At 70.2% G+C, this 14,658-nt stretch carries 18 protein-coding genes; 6 read left to right on the top strand and 12 right to left on the bottom strand.

What is annotated here, in order from left to right:
- Window position 1 precedes the first annotated feature (1 nt).
- Genes ACFWN2_RS17470 through ACFWN2_RS17460 form a run of 3 tightly spaced genes read left to right on the top strand, consistent with a single transcriptional unit; the run spans window position 2 to window position 2,359 of the window.
- Window positions 2–568 carry an RNA polymerase sigma factor gene (locus ACFWN2_RS17470; protein WP_382428511.1) on the top strand — a complete coding sequence of 189 codons (567 nt, stop codon included), beginning with the start codon at window positions 2–4 and terminating at the stop codon, window positions 566–568.
- On the top strand, window positions 565–1,398 hold the full coding sequence (locus tag ACFWN2_RS17465) for a hypothetical protein (protein ID WP_382428510.1): 834 nt from the start codon (window positions 565–567) through the stop codon (window positions 1,396–1,398). Before ACFWN2_RS17470 ends, ACFWN2_RS17465 begins: the two co-directional genes overlap by 4 nt.
- Window positions 1,399–1,444: 46 nt before the next feature.
- Complete coding sequence (locus tag ACFWN2_RS17460; protein WP_382428509.1) at window positions 1,445–2,359, top strand: alpha/beta fold hydrolase; 915 nt, start codon at window positions 1,445–1,447, stop codon at window positions 2,357–2,359.
- Here the strand turns inward: ACFWN2_RS17460 and ACFWN2_RS17455 are convergent.
- Complete coding sequence (locus ACFWN2_RS17455; protein ID WP_382428508.1) at window positions 2,269–2,772, bottom strand: hypothetical protein; 504 nt, start codon at window positions 2,770–2,772, stop codon at window positions 2,269–2,271. The genes ACFWN2_RS17460 and ACFWN2_RS17455 overlap by 91 nt on opposite strands.
- Before the next feature lie 50 nt (window positions 2,773–2,822).
- Window positions 2,823–4,349 carry a wax ester/triacylglycerol synthase family O-acyltransferase gene (locus tag ACFWN2_RS17450; protein WP_382428507.1) on the bottom strand — a complete coding sequence of 509 codons (1,527 nt, stop codon included), beginning with the start codon at window positions 4,347–4,349 and terminating at the stop codon, window positions 2,823–2,825.
- A gap of 221 nt (window positions 4,350–4,570) precedes the next feature.
- Between ACFWN2_RS17450 and ACFWN2_RS17445 the strand changes: the two genes are divergently transcribed.
- The gene (locus tag ACFWN2_RS17445; RefSeq protein ID WP_382428506.1) at window positions 4,571–5,389 is read left to right on the top strand and encodes an esterase/lipase family protein; all 819 of its coding nucleotides are present in this window, start codon (window positions 4,571–4,573) and stop codon (window positions 5,387–5,389) included.
- Between the two features lie 73 nt (window positions 5,390–5,462).
- On the opposite strand, the gene ACFWN2_RS17440 is transcribed toward ACFWN2_RS17445, so the two are convergent.
- Together ACFWN2_RS17440 and ACFWN2_RS17435 are read right to left on the bottom strand one after the other, a co-directional pair.
- Window positions 5,463–6,611: a hypothetical protein gene (locus ACFWN2_RS17440; RefSeq protein ID WP_382428505.1), complete on the bottom strand. Its 1,149-nt coding sequence runs from the start codon at window positions 6,609–6,611 to the stop codon at window positions 5,463–5,465.
- Window positions 6,612–6,913: 302 nt separating this feature from the next.
- The gene (locus ACFWN2_RS17435) at window positions 6,914–7,693 is read right to left on the bottom strand and encodes a helix-turn-helix transcriptional regulator (RefSeq protein ID WP_382428504.1); all 780 of its coding nucleotides are present in this window, start codon (window positions 7,691–7,693) and stop codon (window positions 6,914–6,916) included.
- A gap of 65 nt (window positions 7,694–7,758) precedes the next feature.
- Between ACFWN2_RS17435 and ACFWN2_RS17430 the strand changes: the two genes are divergently transcribed.
- Window positions 7,759–8,493 carry an SDR family oxidoreductase gene (locus ACFWN2_RS17430; RefSeq protein WP_382428503.1) on the top strand — a complete coding sequence of 245 codons (735 nt, stop codon included), beginning with the start codon at window positions 7,759–7,761 and terminating at the stop codon, window positions 8,491–8,493.
- Window positions 8,494–8,659: 166 nt separating this feature from the next.
- On the opposite strand, the gene ACFWN2_RS17425 is transcribed toward ACFWN2_RS17430, so the two are convergent.
- Window positions 8,660–9,580, bottom strand: coding sequence for a hypothetical protein (locus ACFWN2_RS17425; protein WP_382428502.1), 921 nt, complete (start codon window positions 9,578–9,580; stop codon window positions 8,660–8,662).
- A gap of 11 nt (window positions 9,581–9,591) precedes the next feature.
- Window positions 9,592–10,560 carry a DUF2332 family protein gene (locus ACFWN2_RS17420; RefSeq protein ID WP_382428501.1) on the bottom strand — a complete coding sequence of 323 codons (969 nt, stop codon included), beginning with the start codon at window positions 10,558–10,560 and terminating at the stop codon, window positions 9,592–9,594.
- Window positions 10,561–10,616: 56 nt separating this feature from the next.
- Here ACFWN2_RS17420 and ACFWN2_RS17415 point away from each other — a divergent pair, with 56 nt between their 5' ends.
- Window positions 10,617–11,375: an enoyl-CoA hydratase/isomerase family protein gene (locus tag ACFWN2_RS17415; protein WP_382428500.1), complete on the top strand. Its 759-nt coding sequence runs from the start codon at window positions 10,617–10,619 to the stop codon at window positions 11,373–11,375.
- Between the two features lie 3 nt (window positions 11,376–11,378).
- On the opposite strand, the gene ACFWN2_RS17410 is transcribed toward ACFWN2_RS17415, so the two are convergent.
- From ACFWN2_RS17410 to ACFWN2_RS17385, 6 genes are all read right to left on the bottom strand, one after another.
- Window positions 11,379–11,978 carry an MBL fold metallo-hydrolase gene (locus ACFWN2_RS17410; protein ID WP_382428499.1) on the bottom strand — a complete coding sequence of 200 codons (600 nt, stop codon included), beginning with the start codon at window positions 11,976–11,978 and terminating at the stop codon, window positions 11,379–11,381.
- Entirely contained in the window at window positions 11,978–13,066 is a 1,089-nt protein-coding gene (locus tag ACFWN2_RS17405; protein ID WP_382428498.1) for an S-(hydroxymethyl)mycothiol dehydrogenase, read from the bottom strand. The genes ACFWN2_RS17410 and ACFWN2_RS17405 overlap by 1 nt, the downstream gene beginning before the upstream one ends.
- A gap of 13 nt (window positions 13,067–13,079) precedes the next feature.
- Entirely contained in the window at window positions 13,080–13,598 is a 519-nt protein-coding gene (locus tag ACFWN2_RS17400; protein WP_253323863.1) for a VOC family protein, read from the bottom strand.
- Window positions 13,599–13,679: 81 nt separating this feature from the next.
- Window positions 13,680–13,949 (bottom strand): DUF4235 domain-containing protein, encoded by a 270-nt coding sequence (locus ACFWN2_RS17395; RefSeq protein WP_382428497.1) that lies wholly within the window; start codon window positions 13,947–13,949, stop codon window positions 13,680–13,682.
- Entirely contained in the window at window positions 13,946–14,266 is a 321-nt protein-coding gene (locus tag ACFWN2_RS17390; RefSeq protein WP_382428496.1) for a DUF3618 domain-containing protein, read from the bottom strand. Before ACFWN2_RS17390 ends, ACFWN2_RS17395 begins: the two co-directional genes overlap by 4 nt.
- Window positions 14,263–14,652, bottom strand: coding sequence for a phage holin family protein (locus ACFWN2_RS17385; protein WP_382428495.1), 390 nt, complete (start codon window positions 14,650–14,652; stop codon window positions 14,263–14,265). Before ACFWN2_RS17385 ends, ACFWN2_RS17390 begins: the two co-directional genes overlap by 4 nt.
- Between the last annotated feature and the right edge of the window lie 6 nt (window positions 14,653–14,658).

Raw genomic sequence — 14,658 nt, 5'->3', positions numbered from 1 at the left:
TATGACAACGGACGACCGCGCGCTGTGGTCGCAGGCCGCCGGGGGCAGTTCGCGCGCCTTCGGGGTGCTGTTCGACCGGCACGCGAAGGCGGTCTACAACCACTGCTTCAGGCTGACCGCGTCGTGGGCCGAAGCTGAGGACCACCTGCAGGCGACGTTCCTGCTGGCCTGGCGCAAGCGTGACGACGTGCGGCTGGAACGCGACTCGGCTTTGCCGTGGCTGCTGACGGTGGCCACGAACGTCGTGCGCAACGAGCAGCGCTCTCTCCTGCGAAGGCTCAGGAACCTGCGGCGGCTGAGCGGGGAACCCGCGATGCCCGACCACGCGGACCTGGTGGCGGAGCGCCTCGACGACCAGCGGCGGATGAAGGAGCTGCTGGGCGCCGTGGCGAGACTGCCGCGCAACGAACGGGAAGCGCTCGCGCTGTGCGTGTGGTCGGACGTGTCGTACGCGGACGCGGCGGCGGTGCTCGGCATCACCGAGGGCAGCGTCCGGGCACGGGTCAGCAAGGCGAAGTCCAGGCTCCGGCACCACCGCGAGCTCGTGCACACCGGGGAGGACCGATGACCAGCATGCTTCCGCCCACCCGCGACCTGCCTCCCGGCCGCCACGCGAGGATCCGCGCCGACGTCGAACGGGCGGTCGCCGGTCGGCGCCGGCTGCTCTTCCCCGTCCTCGCCGGCGTGGCCGCCGTGGCGGCGGTGGTGGCCAGCGTGCTCACGCTCCAGCCGGAGCCGCCTCCACCGTCGCCCGCCGTCCACGTCACCAGCGCGGCGCCCACGACCACCTCGGACGGGTTCGGGGTGCCGCAGGAGACGGTCGAGGCGATCGAGAAGGGATGCATGGAGTCCACCGGGCTCATCGGGACGGCGAAGCTGCACCAGCTGTTCGACGAGCAGACGCGGTGGGCCGTGCTCTACACCGGGGAGGAGGCGTTGCTCTGCGGGCTCGGTGAGAGGGGCAAGGAGTACAACGCCGGCTTCGGCAGGCGTGCCGTGAACGTGCTGCCGGGGCACTTCTCCGTCGACACCGCGACCGCGACCGCCGGGGGCGACCACTTCGGGCCGGGCCACGAGGGGAGGCCGGGCCACCGGACGACGGTCGGCCGGGTCGACTCGAAGGTCGCGAAGGTGACGGTCACGGCCGACGACATGACGGTCGAGGCGAAGATCGCCAACGGCACGTTCGCGGTCCGCGTGTACCACCCGCCGTCGTGGTCCATCTCCGGCGCCGGGCCCGACCCCGTCGTGCGCGCCTACGACGCGAGCGGCGACCTGCTCGGCACCAGCACGGAGCAGCTGGGAGCGTGCTTCTACGACCCGGCCACCCTCGCGATCGTCTACGGCGACCAGAACAGGGCGAAGGACCAGTGCCGGGCGGCGTCGCCCTGGAAGTGACGAAGGTGGCTACCGACTGGTCAATTCAAGCGACATACTGGTTGGTATGACGACTGTGGCGCACTTCGGCGGGACCAGCCACCACGCGGACCTCGGCGGGCCCGTGCACTGGGTCGACTTCGGCGGACCGGAGGACGGGCCGCGGGTCGTCCTCGTGCACGGGCTCGGCGGCTCGCACCTCAACTGGGTGCTGCTGGCGCCGTTGCTTGCGCAGAAGGCTCGCGTCACGGCCGTCGACCTCGCCGGGCACGGCCTGACGCACCCGGAAGGGCGGCAGACCACCGTCCAGGCCAACACGAGGCTCCTGGGTCGGTTCCTGCGGGAGGTGGTGGGGGAGCCGGTGGTCCTCGTCGGCAACTCGATGGGCGGGCTGATCTCGCTCTTCCAGACCGCCCACGACCCCGACCTGGTCAGGGGACTCGTGCTGGTCGACCCCGCGCTGCCGATGGTGCTCGGGACGCGGCCGGACCCGACGATGCTCGCCACGTTCTTCATGTACTCGGTGCCGGGGCTGGGGGAGCGGTTCCTGGCCAGGTCGCGGACCGTGCCGGCCCGTGCCCAGGTCGACCGCCTGCTGCGGCTGGTCTGCGCGGACCCGTCGGGCATCCCCGAGGAGCTCAAGCAGGCCAGCGAGCACCTCATCGGCGAGCGAGCCAAGGTCGAGGGGCTCGACAGGGCGTTCCTGGACGCCGCGCGCAGTGTCGTGTTCGCGTCCTCGAAGCGCGGCGCCTACTACGCGGCGATGGCCAAGGTGCGCGTGCCGGTGTTCCTGATGAGCGGCGACCGGGACCGGCTCGTCAACGTCGCCAACGCCCGGTACGTGGCCCGCCGGTTCCCGCACTGGCGCTACGACGAGTTCGCGAACGTCGGTCACGTGCCCCAGATGGAGATCCCCGGCGTCGTGTCCGAGCGGGTCCTCGACTGGATGGACGCCAACCGCCTGAGCACGTCCGCGAGCTGACCCAGCGTGAGCCGCTCCCGCAGCACGGGGGCGGCCCCGGTCAGCACGAAGTGGTCCTCGTGCTGCTCGACGCCCGTCAGTTCGATGCCGCGCGGCAGCTCCGGCACCGCGAACACGCGTGCGGGCAGCCACTTGTGCAGCCGCACGTGCAGCTCCGAGCCGACCAACCGGACGGTCAACGGCAACCAACTGACCGGTTGTAACTCCGGAATGTCCGCGAAGTCCACTTCGACCCGAAACTCGACGGGTGACGCCACCAGGACGGCGGGCGGGTTCACGTGGACGTCCCGGCACACGACGGTGGCGCGGCGGGCCCGCCAGCGCGACCACCGCACGTCCTCCAGCTCGACGCGGACGTCGTCGACCTGGCCGAGAGCCAGCCTGAGGGCGCCCAGCCGTGCGTCGAGTCCCACCACGGTCAGGCGCAGGTCGTGCTCGCCCGCCTGAACCGTCAGATCGTGTCTCAGGCCGTCGTCTCCGGCTTCACGCCGTTGGTGGAGGCCTTCGCACGCGGGGCACGCGGCTTCGCGGCGGGCTTCTTCACGGCGGCCTTGGCCTCGACGACCTCCTTGACCTGCTCGACCCTCTGGGCCGCCTCCGTGCGTTCCGCGGCCTCGGCGGCCAGCGCGACCATCTCGTCGAAGCCCGCGCGGATGCCGTCCGCGAGCAGCTGCACGTCCGGCACGCCGTCGAAGTCCGCGTTGATGCCGAACGTGAACCTGTCGAGGTAGGAGAAGATGCCGACGGTGAGCCGGATCGTCGACGCGACAGGCACGTACGGGAACATCTCCACCAGCGGCCGGCCGAGCATGTAGAGCGGGATGCGCGGGCCGGGGACGTTCGTGGTGACGGTCTGCAGGATCTGCTGCGGGAACCGCATCGCGGTCCGCGAGCCCAGCGCCATCAGCGTCGGCGCGGCGAAGTTCGACAGGTTCGTCAGCACGTCGGCGCCCGCGGCCTGGCGCGAGCCCTTCAGGTCGTCCATCTGCTCGCGGATCGACGCGAGGCGCTTCACCGGGTCCGCCTCGCCCACGGGCAGGTTGACCAGCACGGCGCTCACGCGGTTGTTCAGCTCGTTGTGCTGGTCGGCCTTGCGCATCGACACGGGGACCATGGTCCGCACGACCATGCCCTCGGTCAGCTCGCCGCGCTTCTCCAGCAGGTCCCGGAAACCCCGCGTGATCGCCGTCAGGATGACGTCGTTGACCGTGCCGCCCGTGGCCTTGCGGATCTGCTTGATCTCGGCGAGGTTCGCGCGCGCCCACACCCAGCGGCGGTGTGGCCCGATAGGACCGTTCAAAGAGGTCGCCGCGCGCGTCACCAGACGCCGTGCCGTACCGGGAAGGGAACCGAGAACGGACTTGCCGAAGTCGACGATCTCGCTGAAGGAACGGACGTTGCGCGCGACGGCGGGCAAAGCGGACAGGTGCTGCACCGGCGTCACCACGGCGTCGCGGACACCGTCGATCACCAGGTCGAGCGTGGAGGGCTGCGGCTGCGGCTTCCACTCCTTCGGTTCCGGCAGCACGCTGTCCTGCCGGAAGTCGAGGGTGAGCTGCAGCATGTCCGAACCGGACACTCCGTCGATCATGCAGTGGTGGACCTTGGAGATGATCGCCCAGCGACCGCCTTCGAGGCCCTCGACCAGCCACGCCTCCCACATCGGCTTCGAGTCGTCGAGCTTCTGCGCGAAGATCCGGCCGGCGAGGTTGCGCAGCTGGTCCTCCCCGCCCGGCGACGGCACCGCGGTGTGGCGGACGTGGTAGAGGATGTTGAAGTGGTCGTCGTCGACCCAGACCGGACGCCCCACGTGGAACGGCAGCGCCTTCACCTTCTGCCGGTAGCGCGGGACCTGGTCCATGCGCGACAGGAAGAGACGGATCACGTCGCCGTAGGACGGCACGGGCCCGTCGAAGATCAGGACGGAGCCGACGTGCATCGGCACGTTCTCGTCCTCGATGAAGTAGAAGCTGGCGTCCAGTGAGCTCATGCGATCCACTCGAAAAAGAGTAGAGCAGGGTTGCGTCTCAATCGACGTCCATGCAGGTGAGAGGCACTGCACAGGTGTGAGGTTGCCAACGCGTTACATCTTCGTGGCGAATCGAGACTCGAAAGTGCTGGCTAAAAGATCGTTCACGAAACATCATGGACTCACCGGGCGACGCCGCCCGGGGCGCCGGCTCGGGGTTGTCGACGTGTGGGGAGGCTCCTATGTCCGCCGTACCTTCGGACGAAGTCTTCGAAGTGGCTGCCACTTCGCCCCTGCACCTCGTCAGAGGCAGCGCGCCAGGCCTCTTCTGGTACCTCACCGAGCCCACCCGCTGCGCACTCGACGTCAGCGAGTTCGTGGCCACCAGGTCGATGCTGCGCGGCGCGCCCTCCGGTGACGGCCACCCGGTCCTCGTGTTCCCCGGCCTCGGCGCCGCGGACTCGTCCACGGTGATGCTGCGCCGCTTCCTGTCCGGTCTGGGCTACCAGGTCAACCCGTGGGGGCTGGGCCGCAACATCGGGCCGACGCGCAAGGCCGTGGACGGCATGCACGCGTTGGTGAAGAAGGTCTCCGACGCCCACGGCGGACCGGTGTCGATCGTCGGCTGGTCGCTGGGCGGGATCTTCGCGCGCGAGATGGCGCGCGACCACCCGCACCGCGTCCGGCAGGTGATCACCCTCGGGTCGCCGTACAACATGAGCGATCCCGTGCAGTCACGGGCGATGCCGGCGTTCTCGTTGTTGTCGCGCCTGCACATCCCGAAGGACGAGTTCCCGCCGCTGGAGTCGACGCGGCCGCCGATCCCGGTGCCCGCTACGTCCGTCTACTCCAAAACGGACGGCATCGTCTCGTGGGAGTCGTGCGTCGAGGAACCGGGGCCGCGCAGGGAGAACATCCAGGTGTCGTCCTCACATCTGGGCTACGGCTTCAACTCCAGCGTGCTGTGGGTCGTGGCGGACCGGCTGGCGCAGGCGGAGGGCACGTGGGCGCCCTTCGCCGCACCTCCCGGCATGGCGCGGCTGTACCCGCGCGCCGCCTAGAAAGCCTTGCGGCGCCCGGAAAGCGGGTGGGACTTCGGTTCCCACCCGCTCGCCAGGTGATCGTCTCAGCCGGTCAGCCGCCCATCACCTCGGTCAGGGAAGTGGCCAGCGCGTCGCCGCCGTTGCCGCCCGCGCCGGTGTTGCCGCCGTGGGTGTTGCTGTTGTTGGTGGCGTCGCCCGTGTCGCCGGTGCCCGCCCAGCCAGAAGCACCCGAGTCCGTGCCGGTCAGGCAGGTGGAGTGCACGCACATGACCATGGCGGAGTTGTGGCCCGTGTCGCCGGAGTCGCCGCTGTCGCCCGAGTCGCCGGTGGTGGCGGTGTTGGTGCTGGTGGCGTCGCCGCCGTCACCCGAGGCCGCGCCGTTGCCGGCGGTGGCGGACGCCGTGGCGCCGGAGTCGTTGTGCGCGGGACGGTTGTTCCAGTCCTTGCTCTCGTCGTCCTCGTCCCACTCGGTGGAGGTGCTTTCCGTTGCGGCGTCGGCGTTTCCGCCGTCGCCACCACTGCCGGTGTCGCCGCCCTGGGTGTTGCTGTTGTTCGTGGCGTCGCCGGTGTCACCCGTGGCCGTCCAGCCGGAGTGGCCGGAGTTCGTGCCGGTCAGGCAGGTGGAGTGCACGCACATGACCATGGCGGAGTTGTGCCCGGTGTCGCCGGAGTCGCCGCTGTCGCCCGAGTCGCCGGTCGTCGCGGTGTTGGTGCTGTCGGCGTCGCCGCCGTCACCGGACGGCCCGCCGTTGCCGGCGGTCGCGGACGCCGTGGCGTCGGAGTCGTTGTTGTCGGCGGGGCGGCTGTGCTGCTCCTTGCTCTCGTCGTCGTAGTCGCCCTCGTCCTCGTCCCAAGTGGACGCGGTGGCGCTTTCCGTTGCGGCGTCGGCGTCTCCGCCGTTGCCACCGGTGCCGGTGTTGCCGCCCTCGGTGTTGCTGTTGTTCGTGGCGTCGCCGGTGTCGCCCGTGGGCAGGTCGTCGGAGTCACCCGAGTCGCCGGTCGTGGCGGAGTTGGAGCTCTCGGCGTCGCCGCCCTCGCCGGAGGCCGCTCCGTGCCCGGCCACCGCGGTGGCCCAGGCCTCGAAGGCGAACCACTCCGCGTTCGTCGGATGGTGTCCCGCGCCACCGGTCTGGAACGGGGGGAACGTGCCGGTGTCGGCACTGGCGGTCGGTCCGCCCGCGAGCACGAGGCCAAAGGCCGCGAATGCGGCCAGGAGGCCGGTCGTGACGTTCTTGCGCATGTTCTTCCTCTCTTGACGACAACTTCTCGTTCACGTGAGGTGTTTTCGGCGGCGGGATCCCATGCGTCCACCACGGCCCGGAGTACGCAGGCATCCGGACCGCAGGGTGATGTCGTGCTGGGAAAGGAGAACTTGCCGCCACCGTCGCTCCGGCGTTCCGTGCACGAGCTCCTCCCCTGGGCGGAACACCTGGTTGCGCCGTCTGGAGTAGCCGCGTTCGAGCCCGAAAAACCTGCTGAGCGCGCGCCACCTGAACGAGCGACGTCCCGCATGCCTGGGACGACCACCGGACGGATGAACCGTCACTCGCAGGGGCGCGGATCCGCGTAGATCACCAGCGTCTGGCTCGGCTGCCCGGCGAGGTGGAACGCCGTGTACGCGTAGTCGAGGGCGCCCAGATCCGGGTGGCGCAGACGTTTGCGACCCCCGCTCTGGGCCTGCACCTCCTGGTGCGGCCACCACGCCCGCACCTCGCGGCTCGCCTCGCGCAGCTCCTCGAACAGCCGCGTGAACCGCTCGTCGCCGGGGTGCCGGGCCGCGAGCGTGCGCAGCCGGGCGAGCAGGCCGCGCGCCTCCTGCTCCCAGTCGAGCACGACGAGCCGGGCCGTCTCGTCGGTGAACGTCCAGCGCGCGAAGTTCGGCGCGGGCGTGCGCAGGACGGGGAAGAGGTCCGCGGCGGCCTCGTTGTGGCTGAGCACGTCGTAGGTGGCGCCGATGACGTACGCGGGGTTCGGCTGCAGCAGGTGCGGTACGGCGGCCGCCTCCGCCGTCAGCGGCTCCGCCTCGGCCTCCTGGGCGGGCGCGTGACCGGCGAGGTGGAACAGGTGGTCCCTCTCCGGCCGGTCGAGCCGCAGCGCCGTGGCGAGGGCGGTGAGGACCTGGTCGGACGCCTGGACGTCGCGGCCCTGTTCGAGGTACGTGTACCAGGTGGCGCTGATCCCGGCGAGCACCGCGATCTCCTCGCGCCGCAGACCGGGTGTGCGACGCCGCGAGGTGGTCGGCAGACCGGCCTCGGCGGGCGTGATCCGTTCCCGGCGGCTGCGCAGGAACACACCCAGCTCTCGTCTCCGGTCCGCGGTCATGGCACCTCCGGTACCAGAATAAACAGGCTCTGGATACCAGGCTGAGGTCGTCGCAGGCTGGGGTCATGAGTGTTGAGGGAAAGGTCGTGGCGATCACCGGAGCGAGCAGCGGGATCGGGGAGGCGACCGCGTTGCTGCTGGCCGAACGGGGTGCGCTGCTCGTGCTCGGGGCACGCCGGACGGAGCGTCTCGCGGATCTCGTGGCCAGGATCGAGGGTGCGGGCGGCACGGCGGTGAGCACGCGCACGGACGTGACCCGTCGGGACGACCTGCACGCGTTGGTGGGACTGGCGCGGGAACGGTTCGGGCGGCTCGACGTGCTGGTCGGCAACGCCGGGGTGGGACCCATCTCGCCGCTGGACGACCTGCGCGTGGACGAGTGGGACGAGATGGTCGACGTCAACGTCAAGGGCGTGCTGCACGGCATCGCGGCCGCGCTGCCGGTGTTCCGGGAGCAGCGGTCGGGGCACTTCGTGACCACCGCCTCGACGGCCGCGTTCACCGTCGTGCCGGCCATGGCGGTCTACGCGGGCACGAAGGTGGCGGTGCGGGCGATCTGCGAGGGACTGCGCCAGGAGGCTGGTCCTGATCTGCGCGTCACCACCGTGTTCCCTGGGTTCGTCCACACCGGATTCGCGGAGGCGTCGTCGAACACCGTTGTACGGGAACGGATCGCGGGCTTACGGGACGAGATCGCGATCCCTCCGGACGCGATCGCCCGCGCCATCGCGTTCGCGATCGAGCAGCCGGCCGACGTGGACGTGAACGAGATCGTCGTCCGGCCGGCTGCCCAGGCCTAGGGCGTGTCCCGGAAGTTCGTCTGGTGGCAGGCGCGGGCGAGAGCCCCGGAGACGGTGCCGCCGCGACGGCCTCATACCGGGCGTATTCGGACGTTGCGGCGGTGCCGTCTCCGGGGCCCTCGGCCGCCACTGCCGCCCGACGGGACTTCCGGGACACGCCCTGGCTCTAGCGGAAGGAGTTGCGCGTGTAGGTGAGGCTGAAGTCGCCCTTGTTGGAGAAGTACCGGTCGACCAGCAGGGCCGGGTCGGTGGCCAGGTAGCCGCGGTAGACCGGTCCGTCGTTCTGGTCGTCCCAGCCCCACGGCGCGTTGGCGGCGTTGTCCTTGCCGTTGTCGCCGCGGAACGTGCCGAACGAGGAGTAGGTCTCCGCGTTGTTGCGGCGGGCCCACATCCCGTTGGCCTCCAACGTGTTCACCAGGCGGTAGCCGACGCTGCGGTCGTTGCCGCCCGACGGCACCTCGCCGGTCGCGGACGGCTGGTAGACCACGCCGTCACCGCCGGGGAAGTCGGCGCCGTTCCAGCGGTACAGGCCGTGGCCCTTGGCCTCCTGGAACGTGGCTGGGCGGCCGCCCACCAGCAGCAGCGTGCCGTCGATGGTCTCCGCGCCGTTCTGGTACGGCGAGTCGGCGGGCACGTAGGAGTAGAAGTCGCTGTGCGCCACCGTGACGGCGGCTTCGAGCTTGCCGTACTGCGAGCCGTCCTTGCGGACGACGAACAGGGCGCCCTCCAGGTCGTTCTCGTGGGTGCGCTGACCGAACGGGTCCGGCTGGTCGTCCCAGTCGCGCGGGTGGAAGAAGCCGTAGACGACGAACCAGTGCGTGTCCGTCTCGACGACGGAGTAGTAGGCGGCGCCGGTCAGCTTCGCGAGCTGGGGCTGGTTCTCCCAGTTGTTCAGCGTGTTCCAGTCGCCGTCGAAGTCCACAGTGGACAGGTAGTCGGCGTCGTAGTCGGACGAGTCGGTGTCCTGGTGGTGGACAGGGGCCCAGTGGAACGCGAGGTCGTGGTCGGAGACGGCCGCCTGGGCGGGCGCGGCGAGGGTCGTCGTGAAGAGGGCGACGGCCAGCAGGGAGGCGCGGATCGTTTTCACGCCGCCGGAGGTTAGCTGTAGATGGTTACGGTCAGGCGGGGGTTTGAGCGAAAGTCCGTCGACTCGTAGGCGACGCGCGCGAGTGGCATCGACCCGGCGGCCGCCGTCAGCGTCGTCTCGATCTCGTGGCGTTCGTCCTCGGTCAGGTACGCCCAGAACGAGCTGTGCCAGATCACCGTGTACGTGCCGCGGTCCTCGGGCGGCACGAGGTTCTCGCGCAGCCACCGCCCGGCGGGGGAGCGGGCGACCTTCACGCCGACCTGGGAGGCGAGCTCGATGGCGTCGTCGAGGTCCCACCGCAGCGCGTCGTGCTCCGGCGGGATGAACGACTGCAGGATCATCGCGTGCTTGGGGTCGGCGGGGTCGCGCGGCTGCAGGTCGCAGCCCGCCCTGTCGACGATCCGCAGGTTCGGCGGCTGCGGCCCCACCGCGGCCAGGCGCACCGGCGAGTCCTTGTCGCCCCACTCCCAGCCGAGGCCGAACCAGCGGTAGTGGTCGAGGATCAGGTTCAGCCCGGCGCACGCGCCGAGTTCGAGCAGCCGGACCTTGGGCGCCCCGATCATGGTGAGCCCCCTGAGCAGGAACCCGGCCGTCTTCGGCTGGTGCTGCTGCACCGTGCGGTCGAGCGCGGCGAGGATCTCGCCGGGGTTCTCGATGATCGCGCTGCGGGCCGCCAGCCACGTCAGCAGCGCCGCCGAGTCCGACTCCCCGGCCATCGCCGCCGCGTGCGCGCTGGTGAACCGCTGGCTGAGTTCCGGCGCCTTGCCCGACAGCATCAGCAACCGCACCCCCGCCAGCGCCTGCACGCCGAACAGCGGGCTGTGCACGGCGCTGTGCGAGCACAGCAGGTCGGCCACCGGCCCGCCCTTGTCGAGCTCACTCGCGAGCTCGGACAGGATGCGCGCGGACACCGGCGCGGTGGTGCGCAACCGCACCGCGAACGTGCGCAGCGTGGACGCACCCATAGCAGCCGCGGTCACGGGTCCTCCTGTCTTCGGCCAGGGGACTTTACTAGGGCGTCGGTATCGTGCGACGGGTGAGCGAGTTCCTGGAGCTTTCCGCGGCCGGCCCGGTCGCCACGTTGACGATCAACCGCCCGTCCAAGCGCAACGCCATGAGCTACGACATGTGGTCGGCCATTCCGGGGTTGCTCAGTCGCGTTTCCGCAGATGAGGACGTGCGGGTGCTCGTCATCCGCGGCGGTGAGCACTTCTCCGCGGGCGCCGACATCGCCGAGTTCTCGACCCTGCGCAGGGGTGCCGAGGGCGCCGCTCACTACGGCGAGGCGGTGCACGCCGGCGAGCGCGCCATCGCCCAGTTGGACAAGCCGACGATCGCCGCCGTCTCCGGCTTCTGCGTCGGCGGCGGCTGCGAGATCGCGCTCGCCTGCGACATCCGCATCGCCTCCGTGGACGCGCGCTTCGGCATCACGCCGGCGAAGCTCGGCATCGTCTACAACTTCACGTCCACCAAGGCCCTGGTCGACGCCGTCGGCCCGGCGTGGGCGAAGCAGATCCTGTTCTCCGCCGACCTGATCGACTCCGCCGCCGCGCTGCGGATCGGCCTGGTCAACGAGGTCGTGGAGTCGCTGGACGTGCGCGTGAAGGAGCTGTCCGAGCAGATCGCGGGCCGCGCGCAGGTCTCGGTGCGGGGCGCGAAGAAGATCATCAACTCGATCACGGACGGCGGGCACGAGGACGACTTCGTGCGCGCGCTGTACGCGGAGGCCGCCTCCAGCGCCGACTACGCCGAGGGCGTGACGGCGTTCCTGGAGAAGCGGCCTCCGCGGTTCTGAGCCCTAGAACACCTCGGCGGCGATCGTCGTGTCGTCGCCGTGGCCCGTGTGCACCACGGTCTCACCGGGCAGCGTCAGCAGCTTCTCCCGGATCGACTGCTCGATCGTCGGACGGTCCGAGAACGACCTGCCGGTCGCGCCCGGCCCGCCCTGGAACAGCGTGTCGCCCGTGAACACCGCGCCCAGCGACGGCACGTAGAAGCACACGGCGCCGGGCGAGTGGCCCGGCGTGTGCAGCACGTGGATCTCCTCGCCGGCCACGGTCAGCACCTGGCCGTCCTCCAGCGCCTGGTGGGGGATGACGCCGGTGTGCGTCAGGCTCCACACCACGTGGTCGGCCTGGTGCAGCGCGAGCGGCGCGTCCGTGGCGTGCGCAAGGTCCGGTGCGACGCGGACGTGGTCGTCGTGCGCGTGCGTCAGCAGGATCGCCACGACGCGACGGCCGCCCACGACCTTGAGGATCGCGTCCACGTCGTGCGGGGCGTCGATGACGACGCACTCCGCGTCGTCGCCGATGACCCAGACGTTGTTGTCGACGTCGAACGTCTCGCCGTCCAGCGAGAACGTGCCGGACGTGACGGTGTGGTCAACGCGGAGCGCCATCAGAACACCACGACCGATCGCAGCACGTCGCCGTGGTGCATCTTCTCGAACGCGCCCTCGACGCCGTCGAGCGCGATCTCCTCGGTGACGAACGCGTCCAGGTCGAAGCGGCCCTGCTGGTACAGGTCCACGAGCATCGGGAAGTCGCGCGAGGGCAGGCAGTCGCCGTACCACGAGGACTTCAGGGAGCCGCCGCGGCTGAAGAAGTCGATCAGCGGCATCTCCAGTTGCATGTCCGGCGTCGGAACACCCACCAGGACAACGGTTCCGGCGAGGTCGCGGGCGTAGAACGCCTGCTTCCACGTCTCCGGGCGGCCGACCGCGTCGATCACGACGTCCGCGCCGAACGAGTCCGTCAGGTCCTGGATCGCGGTGACGACGTCGTCGACCTCCCGCGCGTTGATGGTGTGCGTCGCGCCGAAACCCTTGGCCCACTCCAGCTTCCGCGGGTCGGTGTCGACGGCGATGATCTTCGCGGCACCGGCGATGCGGGCGCCCGCGATGGCGCCGTCACCGACACCGCCGCAGCCGATCACGGCCACCGAGTCGCCGCGGCCCACGTTGCCGGTGTTCACGGCGGCACCGACGCCGGCCATGACACCGCAGCCCAGCAGGCCCACCGCCGCGGCGCGCGCGGACGGGTCGACCTTCGTGCACTGTCCCGAGTGGACGAGCGTCTTCTCCGCGAACGCGCCGATGCCCAGCGCGGGCGACAGCTTCGTGCCGTCGGTCAGCGTCATCGGCTGCGAGGCGTTGTACGTCGAGAAGCAGTACCAGGGCTTGCCCCGGCGACATGCGCGGCACGTGCCGCAGACCGCCCGCCAGTTCAGCACGACGAAGTCGCCGGGCTCCAGGTCGGTGACGCCCTCGCCGACCGACTCCACGACACCCGCGGCCTCGTGGCCCAGCAGGAACGGGAACTCGTCGTTGATGCCGCCCTCGCGGTAGTGCAGGTCGGTGTGGCAGACGCCGCACGCCTGGACCTTCACCACTGCCTCGCCGGGGCCGGGATCGGGCACCAGGATCGAGGTCAGTTCTACGGGTTGACCCTTGCCCCGGGCGACGATGCCCTTGACCTCTTGCGCCACTGCGACTCCGTCCTCAGTTGATCAGTGTCGTGCCTTCGAACTCGCCGAGTTCTTCCCGGTAGAACTCAATCCCTACACCGTTGGGGTCGCGGATGTACAGGCTGTCCTCGACGCCGCGGTCGGGGCCCAGGTACTCGATCCCCGCCTCGTCCAGCTTGGACTTGATCTCGTCGAAGCGCTCGGGGGAAGTCGAGAGGGCCAGGTGCTGAACGGCGCCGATCGTCTCGGAGAACGCCGGGTGGTCGTGGCCGGGGAAGTCGAAGAACCCCAGCAGGTTCTTGCTGCCGAGGTCGAAGAAGAAGTGGCTGGAGCCGTTGTAGTCGCGGTTCTCGACGAGCTCGACCAGCGGGAAGCCGAGGAACTCCTGGTAGAACCGGATGGTCTCCTCGACGTCCTTGCAGATCAACGCGATGTGGTGCACGCCCCTGGTGGGCGAGCCGCCGCGTTCGGCGAGAGGCTTCACGTACCGTTCGCGCAGCTCATCGCGCTTGGCCCGGATCGCGGCGAGCTCTTCACCCTCTGGCTGTGGCATGCCCGCCAGGGTAGTTGATGATTCAAACGTTCGCAGGCTCAGACGCCCGGCCCCTGTGCGGGCCGGGCGTCGGCGCTGACATCAGTCTTCCTCGTCGCCGGGCCATTCGCCGGTGAGCTTCTGGAAGCCCTTCGCGCCACCGCGGTCGATCGCGGCCTTGACCAGGCCGAAGATCGCGCCCTGCAGGGCCGCGGCGAGCAGCACCTCGGTCCACGCGCGGTTGCGCATCGTGGCGCTCGGCGCCTCCTTGTCGCCCGCGATCAGCTTCCAGATCTGGCCGAAGATCGCGGTGGCGAGGAAGCCGCCGAGTGCGCCGACCAGCATGCCCAGCGGGCGGTACAGGAGCTTCATCGGTTCCTCCTCGAGATCGCCCAGATCGCGACGATCAGGGCGATCAGCGCCGCCGCGATCGCACCGGGGTGCCTGCGCGCCTTCTCGACCTGCGCCGCTACGGGGTCGGGCAGCGAGTCGACGGCCTGGTTCGTCGCGGCGGTCAGCTTCGCGACCGTCTCCTGCGTCTGGCCCTTCACGCGTTCGGCGGTCTCGTGCGCCTGCTCCTTCACGCGGGCGGGCACGTCGACCTTGTGCGCCAACGCTTCCACGGTCTCACCGAGCTCCTGCCGGGTGCGCTCGACATCGCGCTGCAACTGGTCCTTGGGGTCGCTCATCGGTGCGCACTCTCCTTGATCGTCGCGATGTCCTGCTGGACGTTGTCCAACGCCTGCCGCGGCGCCGGCGGAACGGCCTGCTTCACCTGGCCCTTGCCCACGAGCGCGAAGACGCCCGCGAACAGCAGAAGGGCGGCCGCGACGATCAGAGCGGCCGCCCACGGCGGAACTACCAGTGCCAGCAGCAGGATCAGGCCCGCGACGACGCTGAGCCCGCCCCACCACGCGAACACGCCGGCCGCGCCGAACATCCCGGCGCCGACACCGGCGTGCTTGCCCTTGTCCTTCAGCTCGGCGACGGCGAGACGGATCTCATCGCGCGCGAGCCTGCTCACCTGCTCGGACAGCTGGTTCACCAGCTGTGCGGTCGACGTGTCGGTGTTCATGCACGT

This window comes from Lentzea sp. NPDC058436 (assembly GCF_042721515.1).
Classification (GTDB): domain Bacteria; phylum Actinomycetota; class Actinomycetes; order Mycobacteriales; family Pseudonocardiaceae; genus Lentzea.
Note: the sequence above shows the minus strand (reverse complement) of the source record. Positions and strands in the feature narration are given on the sequence as shown.

Bases quoted from the DNA above. Each gene is read 5' to 3' on its own strand.
- ACFWN2_RS17400 (WP_253323863.1), bottom strand. From the start codon at position 13,598: ATGCCACAGCCAGAGGGTGAAGAGCTCGCCGCGATCCGGGCCAAGCGC.
- ACFWN2_RS17385 (WP_382428495.1), bottom strand. From the start codon at position 14,652: ATGAACACCGACACGTCGACCGCACAGCTGGTGAACCAGCTGTCCGAG.
- ACFWN2_RS17395 (WP_382428497.1), bottom strand. From the start codon at position 13,949: ATGAAGCTCCTGTACCGCCCGCTGGGCATGCTGGTCGGCGCACTCGGC.
- ACFWN2_RS17460 (WP_382428509.1), top strand. From the start codon at position 1,445: ATGACGACTGTGGCGCACTTCGGCGGGACCAGCCACCACGCGGACCTC.
- ACFWN2_RS17410 (WP_382428499.1), bottom strand. From the start codon at position 11,978: ATGGCGCTCCGCGTTGACCACACCGTCACGTCCGGCACGTTCTCGCTG.
- ACFWN2_RS17445 (WP_382428506.1), top strand. From the start codon at position 4,571: ATGTCCGCCGTACCTTCGGACGAAGTCTTCGAAGTGGCTGCCACTTCG.
- ACFWN2_RS17430 (WP_382428503.1), top strand. From the start codon at position 7,759: ATGAGTGTTGAGGGAAAGGTCGTGGCGATCACCGGAGCGAGCAGCGGG.
- ACFWN2_RS17470 (WP_382428511.1), top strand. From the start codon at position 2: ATGACAACGGACGACCGCGCGCTGTGGTCGCAGGCCGCCGGGGGCAGT.
- ACFWN2_RS17450 (WP_382428507.1), bottom strand. From the start codon at position 4,349: ATGAGCTCACTGGACGCCAGCTTCTACTTCATCGAGGACGAGAACGTG.
- ACFWN2_RS17435 (WP_382428504.1), bottom strand. From the start codon at position 7,693: ATGACCGCGGACCGGAGACGAGAGCTGGGTGTGTTCCTGCGCAGCCGC.
- ACFWN2_RS17465 (WP_382428510.1), top strand. From the start codon at position 565: ATGACCAGCATGCTTCCGCCCACCCGCGACCTGCCTCCCGGCCGCCAC.
- ACFWN2_RS17390 (WP_382428496.1), bottom strand. From the start codon at position 14,266: ATGAGCGACCCCAAGGACCAGTTGCAGCGCGATGTCGAGCGCACCCGG.
- ACFWN2_RS17440 (WP_382428505.1), bottom strand. From the start codon at position 6,611: ATGCGCAAGAACGTCACGACCGGCCTCCTGGCCGCATTCGCGGCCTTT.